The organism is Pseudomonas sp. FP1742 (assembly GCF_030687145.1).
GTDB classification, from domain to species: Bacteria; Pseudomonadota; Gammaproteobacteria; order Pseudomonadales; family Pseudomonadaceae; genus Aquipseudomonas; species Aquipseudomonas frederiksbergensis_D.
This window is the reverse complement of the sequence record NZ_CP117460.1, coordinates 5,131,371-5,155,998: the sequence shown is the minus strand read 5'-3', so window position 1 is coordinate 5,155,998 and position 24,628 is coordinate 5,131,371. Positions and strand designations below refer to the sequence as shown.

Annotated in this window: 28 protein-coding genes and 3 pseudogenes; 19 read left to right on the top strand and 12 right to left on the bottom strand. The window is 59.4% G+C overall.

The window, feature by feature from the left end; genetic code table 11:
* Positions 1–78 precede the first annotated feature (78 nt).
* Entirely contained in the window at positions 79–456 is a 378-nt protein-coding gene (locus PSH64_RS23360) for a hypothetical protein (RefSeq protein ID WP_008069134.1), read from the bottom strand.
* 201 nt (positions 457–657) lie between these two features.
* On the opposite strand from PSH64_RS23360, the gene PSH64_RS23355 reads away from it, so the two are divergent.
* From PSH64_RS23355 to def, 3 genes are all read left to right on the top strand, one after another.
* Positions 658–849, top strand: a complete 192-nt coding sequence (locus PSH64_RS23355; RefSeq protein WP_018926453.1) for a CsbD family protein — start codon at positions 658–660, stop codon at positions 847–849.
* A 171-nt stretch (positions 850–1,020) separates the two neighbouring features.
* The gene (locus PSH64_RS23350) at positions 1,021–1,965 is read left to right on the top strand and encodes a YihY/virulence factor BrkB family protein (protein ID WP_105346500.1); all 945 of its coding nucleotides are present in this window, start codon (positions 1,021–1,023) and stop codon (positions 1,963–1,965) included.
* Positions 1,962–2,501 carry a peptide deformylase gene (def, locus tag PSH64_RS23345; protein ID WP_105346498.1) on the top strand — a complete coding sequence of 180 codons (540 nt, stop codon included), beginning with the start codon at positions 1,962–1,964 and terminating at the stop codon, positions 2,499–2,501. The genes PSH64_RS23350 and def overlap by 4 nt, the downstream gene beginning before the upstream one ends.
* Positions 2,502–2,634: 133 nt before the next feature.
* On the opposite strand, the gene PSH64_RS23340 is transcribed toward def, so the two are convergent.
* Positions 2,635–3,054, bottom strand: a complete 420-nt coding sequence (locus PSH64_RS23340) for a GNAT family N-acetyltransferase (RefSeq protein ID WP_305478858.1) — start codon at positions 3,052–3,054, stop codon at positions 2,635–2,637.
* A gap of 340 nt (positions 3,055–3,394) precedes the next feature.
* Between PSH64_RS23340 and PSH64_RS23335 the strand changes: the two genes are divergently transcribed.
* From PSH64_RS23335 to PSH64_RS23310, 6 genes and pseudogenes are all read left to right on the top strand, one after another.
* Positions 3,395–4,336, top strand: a complete 942-nt coding sequence (locus tag PSH64_RS23335; RefSeq protein WP_305478857.1) for a fatty acid desaturase — start codon at positions 3,395–3,397, stop codon at positions 4,334–4,336.
* 134 nt (positions 4,337–4,470) lie between these two features.
* Positions 4,471–4,698, top strand: a pseudogene (locus tag PSH64_RS23330) (phosphate ABC transporter substrate-binding protein); the annotation flags it as partial.
* A pseudogene (locus tag PSH64_RS23325) lies at positions 4,678–4,788 on the top strand (fatty acid desaturase); the annotation flags it as partial. The pseudogenes PSH64_RS23330 and PSH64_RS23325, both read left to right, overlap by 21 nt.
* A gap of 134 nt (positions 4,789–4,922) precedes the next feature.
* Complete coding sequence (locus tag PSH64_RS23320; protein WP_305478856.1) at positions 4,923–5,714, top strand: phosphate/phosphite/phosphonate ABC transporter substrate-binding protein; 792 nt, start codon at positions 4,923–4,925, stop codon at positions 5,712–5,714.
* A gap of 158 nt (positions 5,715–5,872) precedes the next feature.
* Entirely contained in the window at positions 5,873–6,421 is a 549-nt protein-coding gene (locus tag PSH64_RS23315) for a sigma-70 family RNA polymerase sigma factor (protein WP_305478855.1), read from the top strand.
* Positions 6,418–7,431, top strand: coding sequence for an ABC transporter substrate-binding protein (locus PSH64_RS23310; RefSeq protein WP_305478854.1), 1,014 nt, complete (start codon positions 6,418–6,420; stop codon positions 7,429–7,431). The genes PSH64_RS23315 and PSH64_RS23310 overlap by 4 nt, the downstream gene beginning before the upstream one ends.
* Before the next feature lie 143 nt (positions 7,432–7,574).
* On the opposite strand, the gene PSH64_RS23305 is transcribed toward PSH64_RS23310, so the two are convergent.
* From PSH64_RS23305 to PSH64_RS23290, 4 genes are all read right to left on the bottom strand, one after another.
* Complete coding sequence (locus tag PSH64_RS23305) at positions 7,575–7,946, bottom strand: DUF6124 family protein (protein ID WP_305478853.1); 372 nt, start codon at positions 7,944–7,946, stop codon at positions 7,575–7,577.
* A 461-nt stretch (positions 7,947–8,407) separates the two neighbouring features.
* Positions 8,408–8,788, bottom strand: a complete 381-nt coding sequence (locus PSH64_RS23300) for a hypothetical protein (protein WP_105346479.1) — start codon at positions 8,786–8,788, stop codon at positions 8,408–8,410.
* Between the two features lie 301 nt (positions 8,789–9,089).
* On the bottom strand, positions 9,090–9,722 hold the full coding sequence (locus tag PSH64_RS23295; RefSeq protein WP_105346476.1) for a glutathione S-transferase family protein: 633 nt from the start codon (positions 9,720–9,722) through the stop codon (positions 9,090–9,092).
* Between the two features lie 64 nt (positions 9,723–9,786).
* Positions 9,787–10,818: a LacI family DNA-binding transcriptional regulator gene (locus PSH64_RS23290; protein ID WP_105346473.1), complete on the bottom strand. Its 1,032-nt coding sequence runs from the start codon at positions 10,816–10,818 to the stop codon at positions 9,787–9,789.
* 215 nt (positions 10,819–11,033) lie between these two features.
* Here PSH64_RS23290 and PSH64_RS23285 point away from each other — a divergent pair, with 215 nt between their 5' ends.
* Together PSH64_RS23285 and PSH64_RS23280 are read left to right on the top strand one after the other, a co-directional pair.
* The gene (locus PSH64_RS23285) at positions 11,034–11,567 is read left to right on the top strand and encodes a gluconokinase (RefSeq protein WP_305478850.1); all 534 of its coding nucleotides are present in this window, start codon (positions 11,034–11,036) and stop codon (positions 11,565–11,567) included.
* An 81-nt stretch (positions 11,568–11,648) separates the two neighbouring features.
* Positions 11,649–13,001 carry a GntP family permease gene (locus PSH64_RS23280; protein ID WP_105346470.1) on the top strand — a complete coding sequence of 451 codons (1,353 nt, stop codon included), beginning with the start codon at positions 11,649–11,651 and terminating at the stop codon, positions 12,999–13,001.
* Positions 13,002–13,119: 118 nt separating this feature from the next.
* Here the strand turns inward: PSH64_RS23280 and alaC are convergent, their stop codons facing one another.
* Positions 13,120–14,337 carry an alanine transaminase gene (gene alaC / locus PSH64_RS23275; protein ID WP_105346467.1) on the bottom strand — a complete coding sequence of 406 codons (1,218 nt, stop codon included), beginning with the start codon at positions 14,335–14,337 and terminating at the stop codon, positions 13,120–13,122.
* A gap of 139 nt (positions 14,338–14,476) precedes the next feature.
* Here alaC and PSH64_RS23270 point away from each other — a divergent pair, with 139 nt between their 5' ends.
* The 3 genes from PSH64_RS23270 (at position 14,477) to PSH64_RS23260 (ending at position 16,507) form a co-directional block, all read left to right on the top strand.
* Positions 14,477–15,139: a LysE family translocator gene (locus PSH64_RS23270; protein WP_305478849.1), complete on the top strand. Its 663-nt coding sequence runs from the start codon at positions 14,477–14,479 to the stop codon at positions 15,137–15,139.
* A gap of 69 nt (positions 15,140–15,208) precedes the next feature.
* Positions 15,209–15,694: a GyrI-like domain-containing protein gene (locus PSH64_RS23265; protein WP_018926435.1), complete on the top strand. Its 486-nt coding sequence runs from the start codon at positions 15,209–15,211 to the stop codon at positions 15,692–15,694.
* A gap of 324 nt (positions 15,695–16,018) precedes the next feature.
* Entirely contained in the window at positions 16,019–16,507 is a 489-nt protein-coding gene (locus tag PSH64_RS23260) for a GNAT family N-acetyltransferase (protein ID WP_305478846.1), read from the top strand.
* Positions 16,508–16,635: 128 nt separating this feature from the next.
* On the opposite strand, the pseudogene PSH64_RS23255 reads toward PSH64_RS23260, so the two are convergent.
* Positions 16,636–16,722, bottom strand: a pseudogene (locus PSH64_RS23255) (pyridoxamine 5'-phosphate oxidase family protein); the annotation flags it as partial.
* A gap of 1 nt (position 16,723) precedes the next feature.
* The gene (locus PSH64_RS23250; protein WP_105346459.1) at positions 16,724–17,209 is read right to left on the bottom strand and encodes an N-acetyltransferase; all 486 of its coding nucleotides are present in this window, start codon (positions 17,207–17,209) and stop codon (positions 16,724–16,726) included.
* Between the two features lie 141 nt (positions 17,210–17,350).
* Between PSH64_RS23250 and PSH64_RS23245 the strand changes: the two genes are divergently transcribed.
* The 4 genes from PSH64_RS23245 to PSH64_RS23230 all read left to right on the top strand — a co-directional run bounded on the left by PSH64_RS23245 (position 17,351) and on the right by PSH64_RS23230 (position 19,987).
* Positions 17,351–17,776, top strand: coding sequence for a nuclear transport factor 2 family protein (locus PSH64_RS23245; protein ID WP_305478845.1), 426 nt, complete (start codon positions 17,351–17,353; stop codon positions 17,774–17,776).
* Between the two features lie 113 nt (positions 17,777–17,889).
* On the top strand, positions 17,890–18,234 hold the full coding sequence (locus PSH64_RS23240) for a YciI family protein (protein WP_064616415.1): 345 nt from the start codon (positions 17,890–17,892) through the stop codon (positions 18,232–18,234).
* A 26-nt stretch (positions 18,235–18,260) separates the two neighbouring features.
* Entirely contained in the window at positions 18,261–18,752 is a 492-nt protein-coding gene (locus tag PSH64_RS23235; RefSeq protein WP_305478844.1) for an SRPBCC family protein, read from the top strand.
* Positions 18,752–19,987: an RNA polymerase sigma factor gene (locus PSH64_RS23230; RefSeq protein WP_305478843.1), complete on the top strand. Its 1,236-nt coding sequence runs from the start codon at positions 18,752–18,754 to the stop codon at positions 19,985–19,987. Before PSH64_RS23235 ends, PSH64_RS23230 begins: the two co-directional genes overlap by 1 nt.
* Before the next feature lie 134 nt (positions 19,988–20,121).
* Here the strand turns inward: PSH64_RS23230 and PSH64_RS23225 are convergent, their stop codons facing one another.
* Positions 20,122–20,976, bottom strand: a complete 855-nt coding sequence (locus tag PSH64_RS23225) for a LysR family transcriptional regulator (RefSeq protein WP_305478842.1) — start codon at positions 20,974–20,976, stop codon at positions 20,122–20,124.
* An 89-nt stretch (positions 20,977–21,065) separates the two neighbouring features.
* Between PSH64_RS23225 and PSH64_RS23220 the strand changes: the two genes are divergently transcribed.
* Positions 21,066–21,503 (top strand): multidrug/biocide efflux PACE transporter, encoded by a 438-nt coding sequence (locus PSH64_RS23220; protein WP_305478841.1) that lies wholly within the window; start codon positions 21,066–21,068, stop codon positions 21,501–21,503.
* A gap of 141 nt (positions 21,504–21,644) precedes the next feature.
* Here the strand turns inward: PSH64_RS23220 and PSH64_RS23215 are convergent, their stop codons facing one another.
* A complete protein-coding gene (locus tag PSH64_RS23215; RefSeq protein ID WP_105346443.1) occupies positions 21,645–23,261 on the bottom strand; it encodes an inorganic phosphate transporter in 1,617 nt (538 codons plus the stop codon).
* A 274-nt stretch (positions 23,262–23,535) separates the two neighbouring features.
* Positions 23,536–24,558 carry a transporter gene (locus PSH64_RS23210; protein ID WP_019581436.1) on the bottom strand — a complete coding sequence of 341 codons (1,023 nt, stop codon included), beginning with the start codon at positions 24,556–24,558 and terminating at the stop codon, positions 23,536–23,538.
* Between the last annotated feature and the right edge of the window lie 70 nt (positions 24,559–24,628).

The following is a 24,628-nucleotide window of genomic DNA, read 5'->3' as shown; positions in this document are numbered from 1 at the left end:
CATTTGATCGCATTCTTTCTGGCAGAACTCGGTTAAATGTGGGAGCGGGCTTGCTCGCGAAGCTTTTGGCTTTTGCTGTTACTGGCGGAACTGCGCGAAATTGACGTTGGTGCCCGCCGGGCGCATGTCTTGCAGGTAGGAGTCCTTGTCGGCGCTCAGTTCCAGGCTCAATGCAGCCTTGCGTTTACCCTGGTTACGCACCACCAGGCCTTCAAGCTTCTCGCGCAGGAATACCGTCGGCACTTTCAGGTGCAGCAGTTCGTCGGTGTCCGGGGTGTGCATCAGCAAGTGAATCCATTCGTACTGACCAACGGCCAGGCGCGCAACCGGAATATCGAACCAGAAGATGTTGCGGTTACGGTTCAATTCGGTGAAATGGCAGTTGTTGACGCCAAGCACAGCACCACCAAGTTCCTGGTTTCTGCGGGCAATGGCCTGCTTTTTATCGAGTTTCATAACGTTCCTACGGGATTGGATCTTCAGCGCCATGGCCTGAATACGTTGCGCATTCTCGGGGCAAAGCCTGCAAACATAAAGCCTAACCTGCCTTGCGCGATGAAATGTTCTGTTGGGAAATAAATGAAACTCCGCTCAAAGGCTCCCGGTCCATCCTTATGTAACGACTTTCCCCGTTGAAATGTTCTCAGGAGACACATCATGAGCAGCACTGGCGATAAAGTTAAAGGCATGGCAAACGAAGCGGTCGGCAACGTCAAGCAAGGCGTCGGCAAGGCCACCGGTAATGACAAAATGCGCGCCGAAGGCGTCAGGCAGGAACAGAAAGGCGAAGCCCAGCAAGCGATCGGTAAGGTCAAGGATGCTCTTAAAAAAGGTATCGACAAGGCGTGATCCGGCCTTTGAGGAGTAATAGAAACGGCCATCCGCGGATGGCCGTTTTTGTGTCAGCTTGAACTTGAGCAAGGAAATTGTTTCAAAGTCGCCAAGTAGGCTACTTTGTTGTAGAAAAACGGCCCCTGAGTCGCCATGACTTCAACCTTTTTGCGGCGAAAGGAGACGCGAATGTTTTTTCCGACCATGAAAGGTCTGCCCCTGCATCGCGTGATGATGCGCACGGTCACTGAGTTCGTCGACGACGAAATGTCGACCTATGCCTCGGCGCTGGCCTATCAGATGCTGTTCTCGCTGTTCCCTTTCATTTTGTTCCTGATCGCCCTGATCGGTTTTCTGCACTTGCCGGACTTCTTCTCCTGGCTGCGCCTGCAATCGGAACTGGTGCTGCCGCCCCAGGCGCTGGAGCAGGTCAACCCGGTGATCGACCAGCTGCAGCAATCCAAGGGCGGTTTGCTGTCGGTGGGTATCGTGATCGCCCTGTGGACCGCGTCTGCCGGTGTGCGGCTGATGATGAGCGCGATGAACGCCGCGTACGACGTGGTTGAAGGTCGTCCGGTCTGGAAGCGTTTTCCATTGTCGATTTTCTACACCATCGGCATCGCCGGCATGCTGCTGGCCGCCGCTGCGTTGATGGTGCTCGGGCCGCAGGTGATGGCCTGGATTGCTTCGCAAGTGGGCCTTGAAGATTTCATCGTGACTGTCTGGACTATCGCGCGCTGGCCGGTGATCGTGATTCTGTTGATGATGGCGGTGGCACTGATTTACTACGTGATGCCAGACGTCAAACAAGAGTTTCGCTTCATCACCCCGGGTGCGGTGTTGTCCGTGGTGGTCTGGATCATCGCCTCGCTGGGCTTCGGTCTGTACGTCAAAACCTTCGCCAACTACAACGCCATGTATGGCAGTATCGGCGCGATCATCGTGTTGTTGCTGTACTTCTATATTTCTGCCGCGGTGCTGCTGCTCGGTGCGGAGATGAACGCGGTGATCGAGCATATGTCGTCCGAAGGCAAGAAACCTGGCGAAAAGGTGCCCGAAGAACCCAAGCACCATGTTTCGGGGCTGGGACGAGATCACTCAATCAAGCCGACCACTGACGAAGTCATAAAATGATCCGTGAAATTCTGAAAATGGGCGATGAACGCCTGTTGCGCATCGCTCCGCCGGTGCCGGCGGAAATGTTCGACAGCCCCGAATTGTGGCAACTGATCGACGACATGTTCCAGACCATGGAAAGCGTCGGCGGGGTCGGTCTGGCCGCACCGCAGATCGGTGTCGACCTGCAATTGGTGATCTTCGGTTTCGAGCACAGTGAGCGCTATCCCGACGCCGAAGCAGTGCCGCAGACGATTCTGATCAATCCGCTGATCACGCCCTTGAGCCCGACCCTGGAAGAGGGTTTCGAAGGCTGCCTGTCGGTGCCGGGTTTGCGCGGCGCGGTGGATCGCTATCAGCAGATCCGCTATGAAGGTGTCGATCCCAAGGGCGAGCCGATCGTGCGCATTGCCTCGGGATTTCATGCGCGCGTGGTGCAGCATGAATGTGATCATCTGATCGGCCGACTGTACCCTTCGCGCATCACCGATTTCAGCAAGTTCGGGTTTACCGAGGTGATGTTTCCGGACCTCGATCCGGCAGCGGACGACTGATACCGCCCTTGAATCCACCGCAAAACCAATGTGGGAGCGGGCTTGCCCGCGAATGCAATCTGCCTGACCACACTGATATCGGATGTGCTGGCTTCTTCGCGGGCAAGCCCGCTCCCACAGGGATTGTGTCGTTTCAGAGGGTGTGCGGTTCCAGTCCCATCGCAATCATCGGCTTGCTGCGCGCATAACGGCTCAACCGTTCAGCCATCGCATAGGGCAGGGGCGGGTCGAAGGTAAAACCGCGACGCTCATAAAAGCCACGCAAATCCGGATGGCAGAACAACCAGACGGGCGCTTCGAGGTGCTTGACCGCGTGGGCGATCAACGTTGCGGCAATCCCTTGCTCGCGACAGCTCGGGTCGACAAACAACCCGGTCAGCCAATGCCCGCCGGCCACGGGCCGCAAACACAGTGCGGCGATGATCTCTTCACGTTTTGCGACCCACAATTGAGCATCGCGCACCGCTTTCATCGACGATTGGTGGGCGCGGTAAAACTTGTTCATCAGCGGCCATAGCGGCTCGTCGAGCAAGGTGTACTGGGTATTGGGCATGGGCTGGGCTGTCGGTGCGCAAAACGGGCGATTATAAAAGAACACGGACGCGGGGATAGGTGTATACCTGATCTCACATCCCGTATGAGTGGAGTTTGTATCATGGCCAAAGGCATGGATTCAAAGAAAGCGGCAAAGAAGAAACCGGCGAAAACCGCCGATGAAAAACGTGCGGACAAGAAGGCCAAGAAAGTGGGTGTGTTCGGCCACTGATCCCGCGTCAACGGAGCTCGAGCCTTCGGGCTCCGTTTTTTTACGTCTATCGAAATAACCAAACGATCTGCAAGAAATCCCGGCGCGGTTGCACAGAGGGGAACTGGTTCCCGTTCTGAGCAAAGCCATGCCCCATTACTTCGATGCTGCCCACCGTGAAGAAATCGAATCCCTGCGCCAACGCCTGACCGCTCGCACCGAGTGGCCCACCTGGTTGCTGTTGATCGGTGTGTATGCCGGTTGGTTCAGCCTTGTCCTGGGCAGTGCCCGGTTGGGGCTTTGGTGCAGCACGTTATTGCTGACTCCACTGCTGGTGTTGTGGTTGTCGGTACAGCACGAATTGCTGCACGGTCATCCCACCCGTTGGGCAACCCTGAATAAAGTCCTCGGCTATGCGCCGTTCGCGGTCTGGTATCCCTACACCCTGTACCGTGACAGCCACCTGCTGCATCACCGCGACGAAGACTTGACCATTCCCGGTCGCGACCCGGAAAGCCGTTACCTGAGCGCTGAACAATGGCAGCGCCGTTCGCTGTTCGAGCAAAGTCTGCACTGGCTGAACAAAACCGTATTCGGTCGCTTCATCCTCGGTGCGCCACTGGCCTTGCTGGCACTGGCCCGGGAGGAACTGCAACGCCTGAAAACGCGGGAGCGCCAAGCCTGGTTGATGTGGCTGAGTCACGGTGCGCTGACGCTGCTGATGCTGGCGTTCATCGCGCGCTACAGCGTGTTGCCGGTCTGGCATTACCTGTTGCTGATCAGCGTGCCGGCGCTGTCGATTGCGATGATTCGCTCCTACTATGAACACCGTCCCCACACGCAGCCCGAGCAACGCACCGTGATCAATGAGGCGGGGTGGCCGTGGCGCTGGCTGTTTCTGAACCTCAACCTGCATCTGGTGCATCACGATTTGCCGGGCCTGCCCTGGTACGACCTGCCGCGAGCCTATCGTGCGCGTCGCGCGCAATGGCTGGCGCGCAGTGGCGGGTTTCTGGTGCAGGGCTATGGCCGGTTGGTGCGTCAGCATGGGATCAAGGCAATTGACAGTCCGCGGCATCCGTTTCACTGATTGCGAATGAATTCCCCTGTGGGAGCGGGCTTGCTCGCGAAGGGGCCATATCAGTCAACATTGATGTTGCATGACACACCGCCTTCGCGAGCAAGCCCGCTCCCACAGGGTGACTTGTTGCCTGGAGGGTTTTGATGACTCAACACCACGCTGAATTACTGATGTACATCGCCCCCGAGCCGATCCGACAGGCCAACGAGCGTTGGCTGCAGCAGATCGTCGAACACCTCGGCAGCGCTCGCCTCGATGCCCAAGGGCTGTCGCTGATGGACCTTTGGCTGTCCCCCCGCCTGCTGCTGACCCAGACCTGCGGCTACCCTTTTATGACCACCCTGCGCGGTCGCGCGCAATGGCTGGCGCGCAGTGGCGGGTTTCTGGTGCAGGGCTATGGCCGGTTGGTGCGTCAGCATGGGATCAAGGCAATTGACAGTCCGCGGCATCCGTTTCACTGATTGCGAATGAATTCCCCTGTGGGAGCGGGCTTGCTCGCGAAGGGGCCATATCAGTCAACATTGATGTCGCCTGATACACCGCTTTCGCGAGCAAGCCCGCTCCCACAGGGTTATTTGTTGCCTGGAGGGTTTTGATGACTCAACACCACGCTGAATTACTGATGTACATCGCCCCTGAACCCATCCGACAGGCCAACGAGCGTTGGCTGCAGCAGATCGTCGAACGCCTCGGCAGCGCTCGCCTCGATACCCAAGGGCTGTCGCTGATGGACCTTTGGCTGTCCCCCCGCCTGCTGCTGACCCAGACCTGCGGCTACCCTTTTATGACCACCCTGCGCGGTCGCGTCCGGGTCATCGGTCGTCCTCGTTATGAACTTCCGGACAGCAGCGGCGGCAACCATTGCAGCCTGTTGCTGACGCGCGCCGATGATCCTCGAAGAACCTTGTCGGCCTTGCGCGGCAGTCGCGGCGTGATCAACGGCGAAGACTCCAACAGTGGCATGAACCTGTTGCGTCACCGACTGGCGCCGTTGCACCGCGACGGGCAGTTTTTTACTCGTGTCGCCATCAGCGGCAGCCACCGAGAAAGCCTGCGTTGGCTGCGTGAGGATCTGGCGGACCTGGCCGCCATCGACAGCGTGACTTTCGCCTATCTGGCGCAGCATGCCCAGGCAGAAGTCGCGGGCCTGCGAGTATTGGCGCGCACCGCGTTCAGTCCGACGTTGCCGTACATTGCGGCCGCTGGCACCACTGATGAGCAGGCTGAACAGCTTCGACAGGTGATGAATCAGACGTTGAAGGAACTGCCCGACGTCGCCGAGACGTTGGGCCTGCAAGAAGTGCTGCCCACCAGCGAAAGCGACTATCAGATTATTCTCGATTATCAGCGGGAGGCCGAAGCGCTGGGGTATGGGCGGTTGCGATGAGGCTTGCCCGCGATAGCAATGTATCAGGCGCCATTCATGTAAATTCACTTATGGAATATAAAAATTCATTTTAAGTATTTTTAACGAATAAGGCTCCTTGCTAGGATCGCGCCACCGGATCACCGGACATTCAGCGACCCCTCACCCAAGGAGCCCCTATGTCCGGCGCCGACGTTTCCCATCGCAACGACGTGGGCGGATTGTTCCGCGCCCACTACACTTGGCTGTGCGCACGTCTGCGCCGATATCTGGGAGCCAGTCCCAGTGTCGAAGACATTGCCGCCGAAACCTTCGTGCAATTGCTCGCGTCGCCAGGCCTGACGCGGATTCGCGAACCCCGCGCCTTACTCTCCACCATCGCCCGTCGGTTGATTTATCAGCTGTGGCGCCGCCGGGATCTGGAGCGCCAGCACCTCGACCAGTTACAGCCGGTTGACTCGGTCGGTGGGCCATCGCCTGAAGACCTGGCGCAGTTTTCCCAGACCCTGAAGCGCCTGGATCGAACCCTCGACCGCCTGCCTGGCAAGGTCAGGGCGACGTTCCTGTTGTCGCGAATCGACGGCCTGACCTACCCACAAATCGCCGCCGAACTGGGCATTTCCCTGCGTTCGGTCAGCGTCTACATGACCCGCTCCCAGGCACTGTGCGCGCAGCACAGCGCCAACGAACCCTTGAACCGCACATTCCTGATCCAGAGGTCCGCATGAGATCGATCAAAACCCTGCTCGGCAGTTCCCTGCTGGCCCTGAGCCTTGTGGCTGGCTATGTTCCCGCCGCTGAAAAAACCACCCCCATCCATTTCGGCGACATCACCTGGGAAAGTGGCAGCCTGATCACCGAGATCCTGCGGCTGATCGTCGAGAAGGGCTATGGCTACCCGACCGACACTTTGCCGGGCAGTACCGTCAGCCTCGAAGCAGCATTGGCGAAGAACGATATTCAGGTGATCGGCGAAGAGTGGGCGGGGCGCAGTCCGGCCTGGGTCAAGGCGGCATCGGAGGGCAAAGTGTTCGGTTTGGGTGACACGGTCAAAGGCGCAACTGAAGGCTGGTGGGTGCCGGAATACGTGATCAAGGGCGACCCGGAACGCGGTATTAAACCCTTGGCGCCGGAGCTGAAATCCGTCGCTGATCTGGCGCGCTATAAGGACGTGTTTCGCGACCCGGAAGACCCAAGCCGCGGACGCTTCCTCAACAGCCCGAGCGGCTGGACGTCGGAGATCGTCAACAGCCAGAAACTCAAGGCCTACGACCTGACCAGCAGCTACGTCAACTTCCGCACCGGTTCCGGCGCGGCGCTGGACGCCGAGGTGGCTTCATCGATCCGCCGTGGCAAACCGGTGCTGTTCTACTACTGGTCGCCGACGCCCCTGTTGGGCCGCTTCAAATTGGTGAAACTCGAAGAGCCGCCGTTCGACGCGCAAGCCTGGAAGACCCTGGCCGATGCCAACAATCCGAACCCCAAGGGCACCCGTTCGATGCCGGCCAGCCTGGCCATCGGGGTGTCGGCACCGTTCAAGGCGCAGTACCCGGACCTGGTGGCGTTTTTTGAAAAGGTCGACTTGCCGATCGATCTGCTGAACCAGACCCTCGGGCAGATGAGCGAAAAACGCCAGCCGCCGCGTCAGGTCGCCGAAGCGTTCTTGCGCGATCAGCCGCAGGTGTGGAAGGCCTGGGTGCCGGGGGAGGTGGCCACGAAGGTGAGTTCGAGTTTGTAGTTCAGCGGTATCGGATAACATAGCTATCGCGGGTAAGCCCGCGCCCATACTGGATCTTCGGTGCTCACACAATTCCTGTGGGATTTCATGTCGCAGGGTTGCCCCGCGACATGGAATCTCCCCCATTGTGGTGTACCTGAAAGCTATGCCGGGTCGACGTTATCCAGCGCCCGGTTAACCGCCAGTTCCGCCAGCATGATGCTCTGTTGAATCGCCAGCGCCGTGTAGCGCTGCGGGCCGGTCAGGTCGTTGGCGAAGTCGCTGGCCAGGACACTCGCTGTGGCCAACGATTCACAGGCGTGGGCCAGGAGGCTTTCGGTATCCATATTCGGGGCGACCATGAACATGGTGCTGGGGCGACGAGGTTTTTCGGTGTAGGGCGCCGGGGGATCGAGGTAGTAGTCGAGGGCGCGTTTGATGGCTTCGCGGTCTTTGAGTAATTCTTCGGCGCGCGAGGCTTCGGCGTTGGGGGTGGTGGTATTGAAGGGAGGATCGGGAACGATTTTTTTATTCATTAGGGGTACCAAATCAATTGGAGCCACCACTTATCGTTTCTCACGCGATGAAGGGGTGGCAGCTATGTGCGGAGTGAGAAACCGGTCGTACCCCAAACCCGGCCGGACCGAAGTCCGCCCGCACACAGCCGCCATAGAGCATTGCACGCAGCGGTAAGCTGGCGGCAATTATGGTGGTACTGATGTTGGATTAACAGGGCTACCGGGTTCTCACACCCGATCGCTGAGTTTTCAGCGACAGCCAAAGACTAGAGAGCCCGCTTCCGACGGACAACTTGAAAGATGCGTGGGAAAGGTCTGCGTTCAGACACATCCATTAAACATTCAAAAGCGGAACGCGGAGCGTCCCTGGCGGCATTCCCACCGCAGGAGCGTGGGAACGATCAATTTTACAGATCAGTTGTCGTATCCCAAGAAAGAGTCCTATAAGGACCCTTTCTTCGAAACGTCTGTGGTCACTATTATTTGAGGAAATACTGACCTTCAAATTCTCCTTTGAAGAGGATGGGACGACCAATACCGTCAAGGTAGGAGGCGTCGAATGTTCCAACTTGTTTATCCAGATCGCTACTCACCATTACCTTCACCGTCCCTTGTGGACGGTGAATTATATTTCCAACTTTGTACTCTAGTTTCGCCTCTTCCTCTGGTCCTACCTTCAGCTCATGATCGCCCGCTTCGAGGCTTTGGCCATAGAAGATTTGAACGAAATCTTGCCCCTTCTGAGCGGCGTAGAAGTTCATGGCAAATTGAATCTCTTCTGTGAAGAATTCTGTACCTACCGGATTACCGTTGTATTGAGACTTACCACTGCATTTACCGACAAATTGATTCGTCTTCATGATGAACTCCTGTTCAACGTGATAAAAACAGTGAACACGAATGTGTTCACAAGTCTTATTAAACAAATCGTATCGGAAGTCCGGCTACTATCATATTTGACAGGTTGAGCGTCTTTCTGATGAACGGTCGCGGGAAGGGGGAAAGTTTTTGGGTGATTGTTGACTGGTGGCAGGAGAATTAATGTCTTGCCAGTACCTCTTCTTAATTTGCAGAGCGAGCCAGCGGTTAGCTGTTGCCATCGGGCGGCGGAGGTCGACCGCCCATTCAGAGAAGAGGCCAGGTAAGTCGTTCAGGCGAAAATCAAGGCACACCATTACAGGCGTGTTCCATGAACCCCGGCCGCAACGCCAGTCGTTGGCAATAGGCTTCGACGGCGGGGTAATCCGGGCGCTCCATCGGCGTCATGCGCCAGCGATTGACCGACAAGCCGATGAGGATATCGGCCAGGGTGAAGCGAGGTCCGGCGACATACGCGCCCGTCGCCGCGAGTTGCTGTTCGAGGATGCCCATTTTCGCGTTCCAGCCGCGAACGCCATCCGCGATCCGCTGCGGGTCCTGGAAGTTCGGCAATTGCCGCACCAGCGCAAAAAAGGCATAGCCCCAGGACGGATTGAGTTCGGTGGCTTGCCAGTCCATCCACTGTTCCACGCGCGCACGCGCCGCCGGCTCGATGGGCAACAGGTCGGTGTTTTGGTATTTGCCCGCCAGATAGCGGCAGATGGTGTTGGACTCCCACAGCACGCCGGTTTCGTCGATCAGCACCGGCACCTGTGCGTTGGGGTTGAGCTGGAGAAACTCTGGACTCTGGGTTGAGGCAAAACCGCTGCCCCAGTCTTCCCGTTCGTAGGAAACACCCAATTCGTCGCAGGCCCACAGGACCTTTCTGACGTTGATTGACGAGGCCCTACCCAAAATCTTCAGCGCATGTCCCATTGAGCTTCTCCGTTTGCTGTTACAGGTGTCGGGAATCTAGCACGAGCAAAGGGATGATTGCGTATCAGGTACTCTCGCGCACCTTCAACTCAAACCCCATGTCTTGCACCGGTTTGGCCACCGAGTTGCCGGCCATCAAGGTCAGCATCAGTTCCGCCGAGCGACGGCCAATGGCCTCTCGCGGCGTATTGATGCTACTCAGGCGCGGTACCATGTGTTCGGACATGGGCAGGTCGTTGAAGCCGAGGATCGCCACCTGTTCGGGGATCTTGATCCCGCAGCGCAAGGCTTCGAGCAATGCGCCCTGGGCCAGGTCGTCGTTGCCGAAGAAGATCGCATCGAGGTCCGGATGACTGGCCAGCAGTTGCAGAAACAGCTCACCGCCCAAACCGACGGAGGAGGGGCGCGGGGTCAGCACTTCCAGGTCAGGATCGTATAAACCGGCCTTTTGCAGCGCACGACGGAAACCTTCGCCCCGCAGCAACGTGCGCTGATCCAGTTGCGCTCCGATATAAGCCAGGCGTTTGCGACCGCGTGACAGCAAATGCTCGGCCGCCGTTTCGCCGGCGGCCAGTTGCGAAAAGCCGACGCAATTGAGCCCGGCCGCGCTGTCCAGTTCCATCATGTAGACGCAGGGGATGTTGCTGGCCTCGATCATCCGCCGCGAACTTTCGGTACGGTCGAAACCGGTCAGCAGCAAGCCGCGCGGCTGATAAGCCATGTAGTTGCGCAGCAGGTTTTCTTCTTCGTCGCGCGAGTAATGGAAGTTACCGATCAGCACTTCGAAGCCCTTTGGTCGCAAAACCTGATGAATGGCTTCCAGCGTGTCGATGAACAGCAGGTTGGACAACGAGGGCACCAACACCACGACGGAATGGCTCTGGGCCGAGGCCAGCGCGCGTGCGGCGGGGTTGACCACATAGTTCAACTCGAGGGCCGCCTTCTGGACTTTTTCCACCAGTTCGGTGGCCACCGTGCTGACGCCACGCAGGGCGCGGGAGGCGGTAATCGGGCTGACACCGGCCAGGCGTGCGACTTCGTTGAGGGTAGGACGGCCAGTGGTGCGTGTATTTTTATCGTTTTTAGGGGTATTCATCGGACGGCTTGCCAAACAAAATTCAAGGCACTAAGGTAGCGCTGTCTCGATGCAGCTGCAAATGCGTGAGCGGGGTTTGCCTGATCCTCGCTTTTCGGCATCGGGAACGAACATGCTGCAACCCACAAAAATGACAAGAAGGCGTCGGCAACATCTGCTTTTGCACTAGAGTTTTACTTGGCAAAGGTAGCGCTGTCTGCGCGCTGAGGTGTTACATGAATCATCCCATCACCGCCCTGGTCATCATGGGCGTTGCCGGTTGCGGCAAGACGTGCGTCAGCCAGGCCCTGTGCCAGCTCAGCGGCGCAACCGCCATTGAAGGCGACACTTTCCACCCTGCCGCCAATATCGAAAAGATGAGCGCGGGTATCCCCCTTAATGACGAAGACCGTGCCGGCTGGCTCGACAGCCTGTGCGATGAACTGCGCCGCGTCGATGCCCGTGGCGAACGCCCGGTGCTGACCTGTTCGGCCCTCAAACACAGTTACCGCGAACGCTTGCGCAGTGCCTTGCCGGGCCTGGGCTTTGTGTTCCTTGAGCTGAGCCCTGAAGTCGCCGCCGATCGCGTGTCTCACCGGCCGGGCCACTTCATGCCGTCGACCTTGATCGACAGCCAGTTCGCCACCCTTGAATCGCCCGTGGGTGAGCCCCTGACCCTGGCTCTGGATGCTTCAAGTTACAGCGTCGACGAATTGGCCGCTCAGGCCCACCGTTGGTGGCTCGATCACGGCTTGAAACTCGCCAGTTGAGTTTTGCTCCAAGAGATAGCGCTGTCCTGACGGCTTTTGATTAATTGCTTTAATAACAACAACAAACAGGAGACACCCCCCATGTTTGGCATGTCCCACGAGACGTTTCTGCTGCTCGATGCAGTGGTCACGGTGATCGGCTTGATTTTCCTGATCACCAAATTCAAGTTTCACCCGTTCATTGCATTGATCATCGCCGCTGCGTTCCTCGGGCTGACCTCCGGCATGCCGATCGGCACCATCATCAAGGCGTTCCAGGACGGTTTCGGTGGCGTTCTCGGTTTCGTCGGGATCATCCTGGCGTTGGGCACCATGCTGGGCAAAATGATGGCCGAGTCGGGCGGGGCGGACCAGATCGCCCAGACCCTGATTCGAGCCTTCGGCAAGGACAAGGTGCAGTGGGCCATGATGTTCGCGGCCTTCCTGGTCGGCATCCCGCTGTTCTTCGAAATCGGTTTCGTGCTGCTGATTCCGCTGGTGTTCATCGTCGCCCGTCGTACCGGCGTGTCGATCATCAAGATCGGTATCCCGCTGCTGGCCGGTCTGTCCGCCGTGCACGGTCTGGTTCCTCCGCACCCGGGTCCGTTGCTGGCGATCGGCGTGTTCGGTGCCGACATTGGTAAAACCATTCTCTACGGCCTGATCGTTGCGCTGCCGACGGCCATCATCGCCGGTCCGATCTACGGTACGTTCATTGCCAAGTACATTCCCGGTCATCCGAACCAGGAGCTGGTGGACCAACTGGCGCGCGAGTCGGATTCCGCCGATCTGCCGAGCTTCGGCATTACCTTGGTCACTGTGCTGTCGCCGGTGTTCCTGATGCTGCTCAAGACCTTTGCCGATGTGGTGCTGCCGGACGGCAACTTCTTCCGCACCTTCATGGACCTGGTCGGTCACCCGATCTCGGCCCTCTTGCTGGCGTTGCTGCTGTCGCTGTACACCTTCGGCTACAAGCAGGGCATCGGTTCGCAACAGATGCTCAAATGGCTGGACTCGAGCCTTGCACCGACTGCCGCGATCATCCTGATCATCGGTGCCGGTGGTGGCTTCAAGCAGATGCTGGTGACTAGCGGTGTAGGTGATGTGATCGGTCACATGGCAGTGGCGGCTCAGATCTCGCCGATCCTGCTGGCCTGGCTGGTAGCCGCGGTGATCCGCATCGCGACCGGTTCGGCAACCGTGGCGACGATTACCGGCGCGGGTATCGTAGTGCCGGTGGTGGGGATGATTCCGGGTGTGAACCGTGAGCTGCTGGTGCTGGCCACCGGTGCCGGTTCGTTGATCCTGTCCCACGTCAACGATGCCGGTTTCTGGCTGGTGAAGCAGTACTTCAACATGACCGTGGCGGAAACCTTCAAGACCTGGACCGCGATGGAAACCATCCTGTCCGTGGTGGGCCTGGGCTTTATCCTGCTGTTGTCGTTGTTCGTCTAAACACACCGCAAAACCAAATGTGGGAGCGGGCTTGCTCGCGAAAGCGGACTGACATTCAACTACTACTTTGAATGTTACGTCCCTTTCGCGAGCAAGCCCGCTCCCACAGTTATTTGTGTCAGGCGTTGGTTTTGGTTACTAGCCCATCCGCCCGGAACATCCCGCGAATCCCGCGCACGGCCTGACGGATCCGGTCCTGGTTTTCGATCAGCGCGAAGCGCACATGATCATCCCCATACTCGCCAAACCCGACGCCCGGCGAGACGCAGACCTTGGCCTCGGCCAGCAGTTTCTTGGCGAACTCCAGCGAACCCAGGTGTGCGTATGCCTCGGGAATCTTGGCCCAGACGTACATCGACGCTTTCGGGTTTTCGACCATCCAGCCCAATTCATGCAGGCCTTTGACCAGCACGTTGCGCCGCTGCCGATATTGCTCGGCAATGTCTTTGACGCACTGCTGATCGCCTTCCAGTGCCGCGATGGCCGCGACCTGCAACGGGGTGAAGGTGCCGTAGTCGTGGTAACTCTTGATCCGCGCCAGGGCGCTGACCAGTTCCGGGTTGCCGACCATGAAACCGATGCGCCAGCCCGCCATGTTGTAGCTCTTGGACAGGGTGAAAAACTCCACCGCGATGTCCTTGGCGCCGGGCACTTGCATGATCGACGGAGCTTTCCAGCCGTCGTAGACGATGTCGGCGTAGGCCAGGTCGTGCACCACCAGAACGTCGTACTGTTTGGCGAGGGCGATCACCCGCTCGAAGAAGTCCAGCTCCACGCACTGGGCGGTGGGGTTGGACGGAAAGCCCAGGATCATCATCTTCGGTTTTGGGATCGAACCGCGAATCGCCCGTTCCAGTTCGGCGAAGAAGTCCACGCCAGGGATCAGCGGCACCGACCGCACCTGGGCGCCGGCAATCACGGCACCGTAGATGTGAATCGGGTAGCTCGGGTTCGGCACCAGCACGGTGTCGCCCTGGTCGAGGGTGGCCAGCATCAAGTGCGCCAGGCCTTCCTTGGAGCCGATGGTGACGATGGCTTCGTTTTCCGGGTCGATGTCGACTTCGTAGCGATCCTTGTACCAATTGGAAATCGCCCGGCGCAGGCGCGGAATCCCTTTGGACGTGGAGTAGCCGTGGGTGTCTTCGCGTTGGGCGACGGTGACCAGTTTTTCGACAATGTGCGGCGGCGTGGCGCCGTCGGGGTTGCCCATGCTCAAATCGATGATGTCTTCGCCACGACGACGGGCGGCCATCTTCAGCTCGGCAGTGATGTTGAAAACGTAAGGGGGGAGTCGATCTATGCGCGCAAAGCGGCGCGGCGAACCTTGGTCTGCCATTGTTGCCTCGGATGACGTAAGCGCCCGGAACCGTCCGAGCGACGCTGGCCACTGCGGTGGCCTGTGGCGGAATGTAAGTGCAGCTATGGCAAACTGTCCAGCCTCTACGTAAACAATTTTTTCCGAAGGAAACGGCTTGATGGAATTTACCAGTGGCTTCCTGCTTAGCCTTTCACTGTGTCTGGACATCGGCGTGGCCAATATCGCGATGATCACCCTGGCGATGCAGCGCGGCTATTTCCAGGGCTTTGCCCTGGGGCTGGGGACCTGTGTCGGCGACCTGATTTACGCGGTGCTGGCACTGGCCGGCATGACCGTGTTGCTGCAGTACGAAACCGTGCGCTGGGTGTTGTGGATCGGCGGGTCGGCGTTGCTGCTGTATTTCGCGGCGAAGATGATTCATTCGGCGATCTATCACAACGCCGTGTTGGCCGAGACGGGCGAAGTTGGCCTCAACTCCCATCGCAAAGAGTTCTTGCGGGGGATTTTCCTCGCCATGTCGTCGCCCAGTGCGATTCTCTGGTTCGCCGCGGTGGGGGGCACCCTGATTGCTCGTTCCGGTGGCGGCGGCACCCTCAGCTCGGCGTTGTTTCTCGGTGGATTTCTCTGCGCGGGAATTCTCTGGTGCGTCACGCTGTGCTTCGCGGCGAGCCATGGCGGCAAGTTGCTCGGTGACAAACTATTGCGTTATTCCTACATGGCATCGGCTGCGATCTTCTGCTATTTCGCGGTCTACGTGATTCTATCGGGTTACAACGAGTTTATCGGTGCACCCACCGCCGGGCAGCTTCCGGGGCTCTGACTGGGCGAATCGGGTTTGGCTTCTATACTCCCTGCCGAACCCACCTTTTTCGTTCCCAGGAGTCGAGTCATGGATGAGCAAAAACGCGTCGAACCGGCAGAACCACGCTTCGAAAATGGGCACTTCATGCTCATAGCGGGGCTTGGCGGGCGATTTACCCAAGAGACGGCCGGCAAGATTCCCGAGCTCTGGGATAAATTCGTTCCCCACATCGGCAATGTTCCCGGGCAAAAGGGCGAAGTGACCTACGGCGTTTGCTGCAACCCGGATGGCAAGGGCGGTTTCGAATACATCGCCGGTGTCGAGATCAGCAAGCTCGACGACCTGCCCGAGAAATACCGCTGGGTCGAGATTCAGCCCCAGTATTACGCGGTGTTCGAGCACAAGGGCTCGCTGGATACCTTGCCCCAGACCTTTCAGTACATCTGGAACACCTGGTTGCCGCAGTCCGGTCACGAGGCCGCGGATGCCCCGGAGTTCGAACGCTACAGCGAAGACTTCAACCCGAAGCTCAATACCGGCGTGCTGGAAATCTGGCTGCCGATCAAGTCTTGATCACATCTGAGGAGGCGGCTCAACCGGCCGCCTCTGAATGTCCTGCTGGCACTATTTTCCCTTGTTCACCCGTCGCGCCCGCAACAGGTCGATCGCCAAAGAAACGAAGCCGAACGTGCTGATGCCCAACAGCATAAGAAGACCGATTTGGACGCTGCTCATGGTGTGTTCCCCTCATGGTGACTAGAGACAGGCAACACAAATAGCCCCGGGCGACGCGCAATGAAAGTGCCTATACGAAGGCTTTACGGCACTCGTCGTGATCGATATGAACACCTTATTAATTTATGATCCCAGCCTTTCCCCCGCCGATTCCGAGCTGCCATGAACACCGTCATCCGCCACGTCATTCCCGCTGACCTGGACCGCTGCTACGCCATCGAAACCGTTGCCTACGAAGGCGACGAAGCCGCCACCCGCGAGAAAATCGCCACCCGCATCGCCACCTGGCCCGAGGGCTTCATCGTTGCCGAAGTGGATGGCGTTGTAGCCGGTTTCGTCAATTCCGGTGCGGCGTTCGAGGTGGAAATGTCGGACGAGGCGTTCAAGGAACTGATCGGCCACGACCCCGCCGGCCCGCACGTGGTGATCATGTCGGTGGTGGTGCATCCGGATTATCAAGGTCAGGGCCTGGCGAAACGCTTGATGGGTGAGTTCATCCAGCGCATGCGCGCACTGAACAAGGCCAGCATCCACTTGATGTGCAAAGAGCGGCATATCCCGCTGTATGCCGGGTTTGGGTTTGTCTACATCAAGCCTTCGGCGTCCGACCATGGCGGGATGGCGTGGCATGAGATGGTGTTGGCGCTGTAGCCAGCGGACAGCACAGATCCAGTGTGGGAGCGGGCTTGCTCGCGAAGAGGCCATCACATTCAACATCAATGTTGTCTGACAGACCGCTTTCGCGAGCAAGCCCGCTCCCACAGTGGTTCGTCGTCGTGTCAGTAGAGACTGTCGCGCACTCTCGCCGGCGCTTCCCGGTCATACGTCTCGGCATCGAACTGCCCATCGTTCAGCTGCTTATGAAACTCAGAAAACCAGCCCCATCCGCCGTTCGTAACCGATCCGGCCCTTGTACGCTTCGCCGCTGTCGACAAAACCGTATTTGGCATACAGCGCGATGGCCGATTCATTGTCCGCATCCACCGACAACTCCAGCCCTTTGATTTCCGGCCAGGCCTGGCGCGCCACCTCGGGCAGGGCTTGCAGGCAGGCTTTGCCATAACCTTTGCCCTGGGCGCGGTGATCGACTTGCAGGGCGTGCAGGGTGGCGCTGTGTTCGTTCGCCCAGGCCGGCAGCACCGGCGGGCGCTTGAGCAACAGGAAGGCTACTGGAACCTCTTCGGCCAGCAGGGCAAAGCCTTTGACGCCAGGGCCGGGTTTGGACAGCAAGGTGTGCAATGCACCGTGAATGTCGCCGGAGAACCTGATTTGTTCGGCGTGGATTTCGATAGCCTCGACCTGTTGGCGCTGCAGGTCGTTCAGGCTTTCGTAAGGCACGAGTCGGGCAGTCACTGGAGTGTCCTTTTTCCAACGGAATTGAACCTCGGATTCTAGCGAGTTTGCCTCCATGGATTATTTTTATTTCGGTTGTCGATTTGGCTTTTCTCCAGACGACTAAAGGTGTCTTCAACAAAAAGAACACGGAGAACCCTCATGAATGCTCAGACACACATCCATAACTTGATCGAAAACTATCGCCAGGCGGTCATCACCAAGGACGTGGAAAAGGTCATGGCCCTGTACGCCGACGACATCGTCTCCTTCGATGCCGTCAAAGCCCTGCAATTCAAGGGCAAGGCGGCCTACCGCGCGCATTGGCAGGAGTGCATGGAGATGTGCCCTGGCCCGCACATTTTCGAGTTCCACGAAATCAATATCGTGCCGTCCCAGGAGATCGCTTTCGCGCACTGGCTGGCGCATTGCGGCGGCACCAATGAAAAGGGTGAAACCCAGGCCTGCTGGATGCGCGTCACCGCCTGCTATCGGCAGGACGCAGGGCTCTGGCAGATCGTCCACGAACACTGGTCGGCACCGTTCGACATGACGAGCGGCGCGGCGCTGTTCAACCTGGAACCCTGATCGTCCGGCTGTTTATCGGAAAGCAGCGCCAAAGCGCCAATCTACAGCCATAGTTGATCCGTTCGGTCAGGGCAAAACTCCAGGAGATGGAGACCCCTGAAATGGAGAGCCCCATGAAGTATTTATGCCTGGTCTACAGCAACGAGCACGAATTGCACTCGCTGCCCGAAAGCCCCAATGACGCCGAGTGCATGGCCTACGCCGAATCGATCCAGGGCAGCGGCCGGATGATCGCCGCCGAAGCGCTGGAGTCGGTGCAGACCGCGACCACTGTGCGTATGCGCAATGGCAAAATGTCCATCACCGACGGCCCGTTCGCCGAAACCAAGGAGCAATTGGCCGGCTTCTACCTGATCGATGCCAAGGACCTCAATGAAGCCCTCCAGGTCGCCGGCAACATTCCGGCGGCCCGGGTTGGCTGTGTCGAGGTGCGTCCCGTTCGCCAGTTGAATCCCTGAATAACAATCACAACAGGAGTTCTTTCATGAGTCCGCAATCCGTCCAGCGAAAACCGGCCGAATTCGAGTTGTCCATCAGTCGCCTGATCGATGCGCCGCGCCGCAAAATCTTCCGCGCCTGGACCGAGCCCGCGCTGCTCGCGCAATGGTGGGGGCCCCACGGCATGACCACTCCCGAATGCGAAATGGACCTGTGGGTCGGCGGCCAGTTTCGCACCCTGATGCGGGCGCCGGACGGCAGCGAATACCCGACGATGGGGGTGTTTCTGGAGATCGTCGCCCCGGAACGTCTGGTGTTCACCGATGCGTTCGTCCCCGGCTGGATTCCCTCCGGCAAACCCTTCATGACCGCCGAAGTGACGCTTGAGGACCGGGACGGCAAAACCCTGTACACCGCCCGCGCCATGCACTGGAGTGAAGAAGATCGTCAGGCCCACGAGGCCATGGGCTTTCATGACGGTTGGGGGCAAAGCCTCGATCGGCTAGAGACGCTGGTGACTGAAGGCATGCCGGACTGATGCCGGGCGAGTCGGTACGGGCGCGAGTCGAACAGGTTTACCGCGAAGATTCGCGGCGGATTCTGGCGACCCTGATCCGCTTGCTCGGCGATTTCGACCTCGCCGAAGAGGCGCTGCACGAAGCGTTCTTCGTCGCGGTCGAGCGCTGGCAGCGCGACGGTGTGCCGGACAATCCACGCACCTGGCTGGTGTCCACCGGGCGCTTCAAGGCCATCGATGTGCTGCGTCGGCGCACGCGTTTCAACGCGTCCCGGCCGATGTTGATCGCTCAACTGGAAGCGCTGGAGCAGGCTGACTGGAGTGATGAAGATGTGGAAGACGATCGCCTGCGCCTGATCTTCACCTGTTGTCACCCGGCATTGGCGGCGGACGCGCAGGTGCCGTTGACCCTGCGCGAAGTCTGCGACCTAACCACCGAAGAAATCGCCCGGGCCTTTCTCTCGGCGCCGGCCACCATTGCCCAGCGCATCGTGCGGGCCAAGGCGAAGATTCGTGACGCGAAAATCCCCTACCAAGTGCCCACCCTGACGGAACTGCCCGAGCGTCTCGACAGCGTGCTGCGGGTGATTTATCTGGTGTTCAACGAAGGGTATTCGGCATCTGTCGGTAGCGAGCTGACCCGTGAAGACCTGACGCGCGAAGCGATTCGTCTTGGTCGGTTGTTGATGGAGTTGTTGCCCGAACCCGAGGTGATGGGGCTGCTGGCGTTGATGTTGTTGCATGAGTCCCGACGCCCGGCCAGGACCTCATTGAGCGGTGAGCTGATTGTGCTGGATGAACAGGACCGCTCGTTGTGGAACGCCGAGCTGATGCGCGAAGGCATTGCGCTAGTGGAGCGAGCACTGGCGACTCGACGCTTCGGGCCATATTGCCTGCAAGCGGCGATTGCCGCGGTGCATGCCGAAGCGCCCACGGCGGCGGAAACGGACTGGCCGCAGATTGTCGGTCTGTATGACGTGCTGCTGCGGGTCGTGCCCTCACCGGTGATCGAACTCAACCGCGCGGCGGCGCTGGCCAGACGCGATGGGCCGCAGGCCGGGCTGACGTTGATCGAAGGGATTCTGGCCCGGGGCGAGTTGCTGGATTACCACCTGGCACACTCGGCGCGGGCAGAGTTTTGCCGGCAGTTGGGGAGGGTGGAAGAGGCGCGGGCGGCGTATCAGCGGGCGCTGGAGTTGACGCAGCAGGTGCCGGAGCGGCGGTTTATCGAGGGGCGGCTTCGGGCGTTGGAGTGATCATGGATGTGCGGTGCGGTGGCTGGCGTCTTCGCGAGCAAGCCCGCTCCCACATTGGGTCGCTGGTGTACATAAAATATGTGCCCGACATAGAACCCATGTGGGAGCGGGCTTGCTCGCGAAGGGCAGCACCGCTATTCCAGCATCTTGCAAAGCAACCAACTCCCCGCCGGCCCCGGCGGGTGCAAACGCGACCACAGCGCATCGACGTACACCGGTTTCGGCCAGCCGCGTACCTTCAACTCCACCAACGAACCAGCCCCGAACCGCCCTACCAGCCAGCGCGGCAACGGCGCCCAGCCGAACCCGCCCTGAGCCATTTCCAGCAGCATCAAGTAACTCGGCGCCGACCAGACGCGCCCCTTCGCGCGGCTTTCATACGGATTGACGATCGTCGCCAGACGCAGCTCGCGGTGTTGTTGCAGCACGTCCTGATCGATGTCACTCAGCATCGCCAGAGGGTGCGCATGGGACACGAACAGGGCGATTTCCGTGCGCTCGTCCACCGTCGAACTGACCAGGTCCGGCGGATAGCTGTCCTGCATCTCGGCAAAGGCGATATGCGCGCGGCCGCGTTGCACCAGTGCCACCAGGTCGTCGCATTCGGCGATCAGGCATTCGAGTTCCAGGTCCGGGTAACGTTGCTCGAAAGCACTGAGCGCGGCTTCGAAACGGTCAGACTGGTAAGTGTCGGAAATCGCCACCGTCAGCTTCGGCTCGACGCCTTGGGACAGCTGGCTGGCGGTCATTTCCAGACGACTGGTGGCGGCCAGAATCTCCTCGGCCCGTTGCAGCATGACGTGCCCGGCCGGGGTCAGACTCGGCTTGCGGCTGCTGCGGTCGAAGAGGGCAAGATTCAGGTCGATTTCCAGGCTCGCCACGGCGGCGCTGATGGTCGACTGACTGCGCCCGAGCTTGCGCGCCGCAGCGGAAAACGAGCCTTGGGTCGCGGCCTGGACAAACGCCAGCAGCACTTCGTGGGAGGCCATGAACTATCGCCTTGATCGATGGTTATTGGTTATGAAGTATCGGTGTGAGGACAGATCATGGCAACCACAGTCACTCAGGGAGCCTGGCCATGAATGCCAACAAATCCATCACTGAACGAATTCTCCAGGCCATCGGTTTCGAACTGCTGGCGATATTGATCTGTACCCCGCTACTGGCCTGGGTCATGGACAAGCCCATGCTGGAAATGGGCGTGGCCACGATGGCGATTGCCGCCCTTGCCCTGGCCTGGAACGTGGTCTTCAACGGTGTGTTCGACCGCTTGCTCAAGCGCTTTGCCCTGGTGCGTAACGCCTGGGTGCGGGTGGTGCATGCGCTGCTGTTCGAAGGTGGGCTGGTCGCGTTCGGCGTGCCGTTGATTGCCTGGTGGTTGAAGATCAGCCTGTGGCAGGCGTTCCTGCTGGATATCGGCGTGCTGCTGTTTTTCCTGCCATACACCTACGTGTACCACTGGGGCTACGACGTGGTGCGTGAGCGGCTGTTGGTGCGCAGGGCTTGCGAGGGTTGAAAGCAATCGCAATGACCTGAACCACAACGCATAACCTGTGGGAGCGGGCTTGCCCGCGAAAGCGGTATTACATTCAACGATGATGTTGACTGTCAGTCAGCTTTCGCGAGCAAGCCCGCTCCCACAGGATGTCGCGGTGTTTCAGAACAGCTTGGTGAACAACCAGTACAAACTGCCCGACAACACAATCGCCGCCGGCAGGGTCAACACCCAGGCCATCAGCAGGTTGCGGATGGTCTTCATCTGCAAGCCGCCACCGTTGGCAACCATGGTCCCGGCCACGCCAGAAGACAACACATGGGTGGTCGACACCGGCAGGCCGAACATGTCGGCGGCGCCGATGGTCAGCATCGCCACGGTTTCCGCCGAGGCGCCCTGGGCGTAGGTCAGGTGTGTCTTGCCGATTTTCTCGCCGACCGTCACGACGATGCGCTTCCAGCCGACCATGGTGCCCAGCCCCAGGGCGATGGCCACCGCGATCTTCACCCACAGCGGAATGAAGCGCGTGGCGTTGTCGATCTGTTGCTTGAACAATTGCAGCTTGCCGGTGGTGTCGGCGTCGAAGTTGCCGACCTTGTTCTTGTCCATCAGGCGAATGGTTTCGCTGGTCAGGTACATGTCGTTGCGCACGTTGCCCATCGCTTCGGCCGGGACTTTCGACAGCGATCCATAACCCTTCACTTCGTTACCGATGTGGCCCGCCAGCGCGGCGAGGGCGGGGATCAGTTGCGGGGTGGCTTGCTTGCTGTGCATGTATTCGGTCAGCACCGGGCGTGGATCGGCCGGCGCGGGCAGCGGCGTGTTTTTCATCAGGGCTTGCTGGGTGACTTCGGCCACGGCCGCGAACTGCAAGGCCTGATCCGCCGGCATGGTGCGGTTCAATGCATACGCCATCGGCAGCGTGCCCACCAGAATCAGCATGATCAGGCCCATGCCTTTCTGGCCGTCGTTGGAACCGTGGGCGAACGACACGCCGGTGCAGGTCAGAATCAACATGCCGCGAATCCACCACGGTGGCGGGGTATCACCCTTGGGCGCCTTGTACAGTGCGCGATTTTTGACGAAGACGCGCAACGCCAGCAGCAACAGCGCGGCAAACGCGAAGCCGATCAGCGGCGACAGCAGCAACGCGTAACCGACCTTGGTCGCCTGGGCCCAGTCCACGCCACTGGTGCCGTCGCGACCGTGCATCAAGGCATTGGCCACGCCGACACCGATGATCGAGCCGATCAGGGTGTGCGATGAAGAAGCCGGCAAACCCAGCCACCAGGTGCCGAGGTTCCACAGAATGGCGGCGATCAACAGGGCGAAGATCATCGCGAAACCGGCGGAGGATCCGACCTGCAGAATCAGCTCCACCGGCAACAGGGCGATGATGCCGAACGCCACCGCGCCGCTGGACAGCAACACCCCCAGAAAGTTGAAGAACCCGGACCAGGCCACGGCGAAATTCGGCGGCAGGGAGTGGGTGTAAATCACCGTCGCCACGGCGTTGGCGGTGTCGTGAAAACCGTTGACGAACTCAAAGCCCAAGGCAATCAACAGGGCGACGCCCAACAGCAGAAACGGCGTCCAGGTGGTGACCACCGTGCCGAGTTCGCTCATGTCGTGCATCAGGCTGTAGGCGGTGAACAACAGCCCGCTGCCCAGCACGGCAAAGAACATCACGAAGGTGAGCAGGCCGGGTTTTTTATCGAACTGCGGCCTGGCGCTACTGGCGGGCGCCTGGGAAGCGGCAGTGAAGGAAGGCGTAGCCATGCCGGATAATCCTGAGCAGAGAAGGAGTATCGGCCATGATCGTTGCTAAATATTACAGTGAGGCTGCGCTGGGTCAGTGTTTGGTTTTTTTGTAATGCCGGATGCTAAGGCAGGCAAACACCTGTGGCGAGGGAGCTTGCTCCCGTTCGGCTGCGAAGCAGTCGTAAAACCAGAAAATGCGGTTTGAATGAATAAACCGGATAGGGGCCGCTGCGCAGCCCAACGGGGGCAAGCCCCCTCGCCACAGGATTGGGATAAGGCCCTGGTACTTTGCTTAATAATCGCGCCGCTTGCGAAACGCCCAGCGCCCGGCAATCAGGGTAAACGTCGCCACCAGCGCCACCAGAATCCAGAAGCCTTCCGGATCTCCGGCAAGCGGCACCCCGCCGACGTTCATGCCGAAGAAACCGGCGATGATGTTGATCGGCAGCGCCAGCACCGTGACCACGGTCAGGGTGAACAGCGTGCGGTTGCTCTGTTCGTTGAGGTTGGCGGCGATTTCTTCCTGCAACAGCTTGATCCGCTCACCGAGGGCTGTGAGGTCGTTGATGATCAGCGCAAACTCCTCGGTGGATTTGCGCAGCTCCTTGACGTCCTCCTTCTGCAACCATTGCGGCGGGCGATTGAGCAGGCGCAGCAACGAGCCGGGCTCCAGCGCCAGCAACCGTTGCAGGCGCACCAGCACCCGGCGGTTGGCGCCCAGTTCGGCGCGGTTGGTGGACAGGCGCGACGACAGCAATTCATCTTCGATCTGATCGACACTGAGGCTGGTCTTGCGCACGATCTGTGTCAGCACTTCGCCCTGATCGCGCAGCAAATGCACCAGCAGTTCCAGCGGTGAGCGAAAGCATTCCCCGGCCTTCACCGAAGAGCGCAGCTTGTCCACCGAGTGCAGCGGTTGCAGGCGCGCGCTGATGATCAGCCGACTGCGGGCGCAGACCCACAGTGTCGAGACATCCGAGGAAACCATGCTGCTGAGGTTGAACACCACGTCGTTGACCACCGCCAGCAACGCCGAATCGACATGCTCGATGCGCGTCGAACGGGACCCCTCGTGCAAGGCTTCGAAAAACTCGTCGGGCAATTCCAGATGGCTTTTCATCCAGCGCTCGCACGCCGCATGGGCCAGGTTCAGGTGCAGCCAGAGAAACTCATCACTGTCGTCCGGTTGTTGCAGGCAGTGCAGTGCCTTGGCCGAATCGATCTCGCGACCGCGCTCGCCGGGGCGAAAACTGAAACCGTAAAGCAGGCCGAACAGGTCGGAATCGCGATGGCGTTGGTCAATGCTGTGGTTCATGAAGTCTCGCTGCGAGGAGGCGCCTGTCGCGGGTTTCACAGGTTCACTTGAGCCCCATCATTGCAAGCGC

Bases quoted from the DNA above. Each gene is read 5' to 3' on its own strand.
- PSH64_RS23320 (WP_305478856.1), top strand. From the start codon at position 4,923: ATGACTCAACACCACGCTGAATTACTGATGTACATCGCCCCTGAACCC.
- PSH64_RS23335 (WP_305478857.1), top strand. From the start codon at position 3,395: ATGCCCCATTACTTCGATGCTGCCCACCGTGAAGAAATCGAATCCCTG.
- PSH64_RS23285 (WP_305478850.1), top strand. From the start codon at position 11,034: ATGAATCATCCCATCACCGCCCTGGTCATCATGGGCGTTGCCGGTTGC.
- PSH64_RS23265 (WP_018926435.1), top strand. From the start codon at position 15,209: ATGGATGAGCAAAAACGCGTCGAACCGGCAGAACCACGCTTCGAAAAT.
- PSH64_RS23290 (WP_105346473.1), bottom strand. From the start codon at position 10,818: ATGAATACCCCTAAAAACGATAAAAATACACGCACCACTGGCCGTCCT.
- PSH64_RS23355 (WP_018926453.1), top strand. From the start codon at position 658: ATGAGCAGCACTGGCGATAAAGTTAAAGGCATGGCAAACGAAGCGGTC.
- PSH64_RS23225 (WP_305478842.1), bottom strand. From the start codon at position 20,976: ATGGCCTCCCACGAAGTGCTGCTGGCGTTTGTCCAGGCCGCGACCCAA.
- PSH64_RS23220 (WP_305478841.1), top strand. From the start codon at position 21,066: ATGAATGCCAACAAATCCATCACTGAACGAATTCTCCAGGCCATCGGT.
- PSH64_RS23270 (WP_305478849.1), top strand. From the start codon at position 14,477: ATGGAATTTACCAGTGGCTTCCTGCTTAGCCTTTCACTGTGTCTGGAC.
- PSH64_RS23260 (WP_305478846.1), top strand. From the start codon at position 16,019: ATGAACACCGTCATCCGCCACGTCATTCCCGCTGACCTGGACCGCTGC.
- PSH64_RS23280 (WP_105346470.1), top strand. From the start codon at position 11,649: ATGTTTGGCATGTCCCACGAGACGTTTCTGCTGCTCGATGCAGTGGTC.
- PSH64_RS23245 (WP_305478845.1), top strand. From the start codon at position 17,351: ATGAATGCTCAGACACACATCCATAACTTGATCGAAAACTATCGCCAG.
- PSH64_RS23340 (WP_305478858.1), bottom strand. From the start codon at position 3,054: ATGCCCAATACCCAGTACACCTTGCTCGACGAGCCGCTATGGCCGCTG.
- PSH64_RS23235 (WP_305478844.1), top strand. From the start codon at position 18,261: ATGAGTCCGCAATCCGTCCAGCGAAAACCGGCCGAATTCGAGTTGTCC.
- PSH64_RS23295 (WP_105346476.1), bottom strand. From the start codon at position 9,722: ATGGGACATGCGCTGAAGATTTTGGGTAGGGCCTCGTCAATCAACGTC.
- PSH64_RS23350 (WP_105346500.1), top strand. From the start codon at position 1,021: ATGTTTTTTCCGACCATGAAAGGTCTGCCCCTGCATCGCGTGATGATG.
- PSH64_RS23215 (WP_105346443.1), bottom strand. From the start codon at position 23,261: ATGGCTACGCCTTCCTTCACTGCCGCTTCCCAGGCGCCCGCCAGTAGC.
- PSH64_RS23230 (WP_305478843.1), top strand. From the start codon at position 18,752: ATGCCGGGCGAGTCGGTACGGGCGCGAGTCGAACAGGTTTACCGCGAA.
- alaC (WP_105346467.1), bottom strand. From the start codon at position 14,337: ATGGCAGACCAAGGTTCGCCGCGCCGCTTTGCGCGCATAGATCGACTC.
- PSH64_RS23315 (WP_305478855.1), top strand. From the start codon at position 5,873: ATGTCCGGCGCCGACGTTTCCCATCGCAACGACGTGGGCGGATTGTTC.
- def (WP_105346498.1), top strand. From the start codon at position 1,962: ATGATCCGTGAAATTCTGAAAATGGGCGATGAACGCCTGTTGCGCATC.
- PSH64_RS23305 (WP_305478853.1), bottom strand. From the start codon at position 7,946: ATGAATAAAAAAATCGTTCCCGATCCTCCCTTCAATACCACCACCCCC.
- PSH64_RS23310 (WP_305478854.1), top strand. From the start codon at position 6,418: ATGAGATCGATCAAAACCCTGCTCGGCAGTTCCCTGCTGGCCCTGAGC.
- PSH64_RS23360 (WP_008069134.1), bottom strand. From the start codon at position 456: ATGAAACTCGATAAAAAGCAGGCCATTGCCCGCAGAAACCAGGAACTT.
- PSH64_RS23210 (WP_019581436.1), bottom strand. From the start codon at position 24,558: ATGAACCACAGCATTGACCAACGCCATCGCGATTCCGACCTGTTCGGC.
- PSH64_RS23240 (WP_064616415.1), top strand. From the start codon at position 17,890: ATGAAGTATTTATGCCTGGTCTACAGCAACGAGCACGAATTGCACTCG.
- PSH64_RS23300 (WP_105346479.1), bottom strand. From the start codon at position 8,788: ATGAAGACGAATCAATTTGTCGGTAAATGCAGTGGTAAGTCTCAATAC.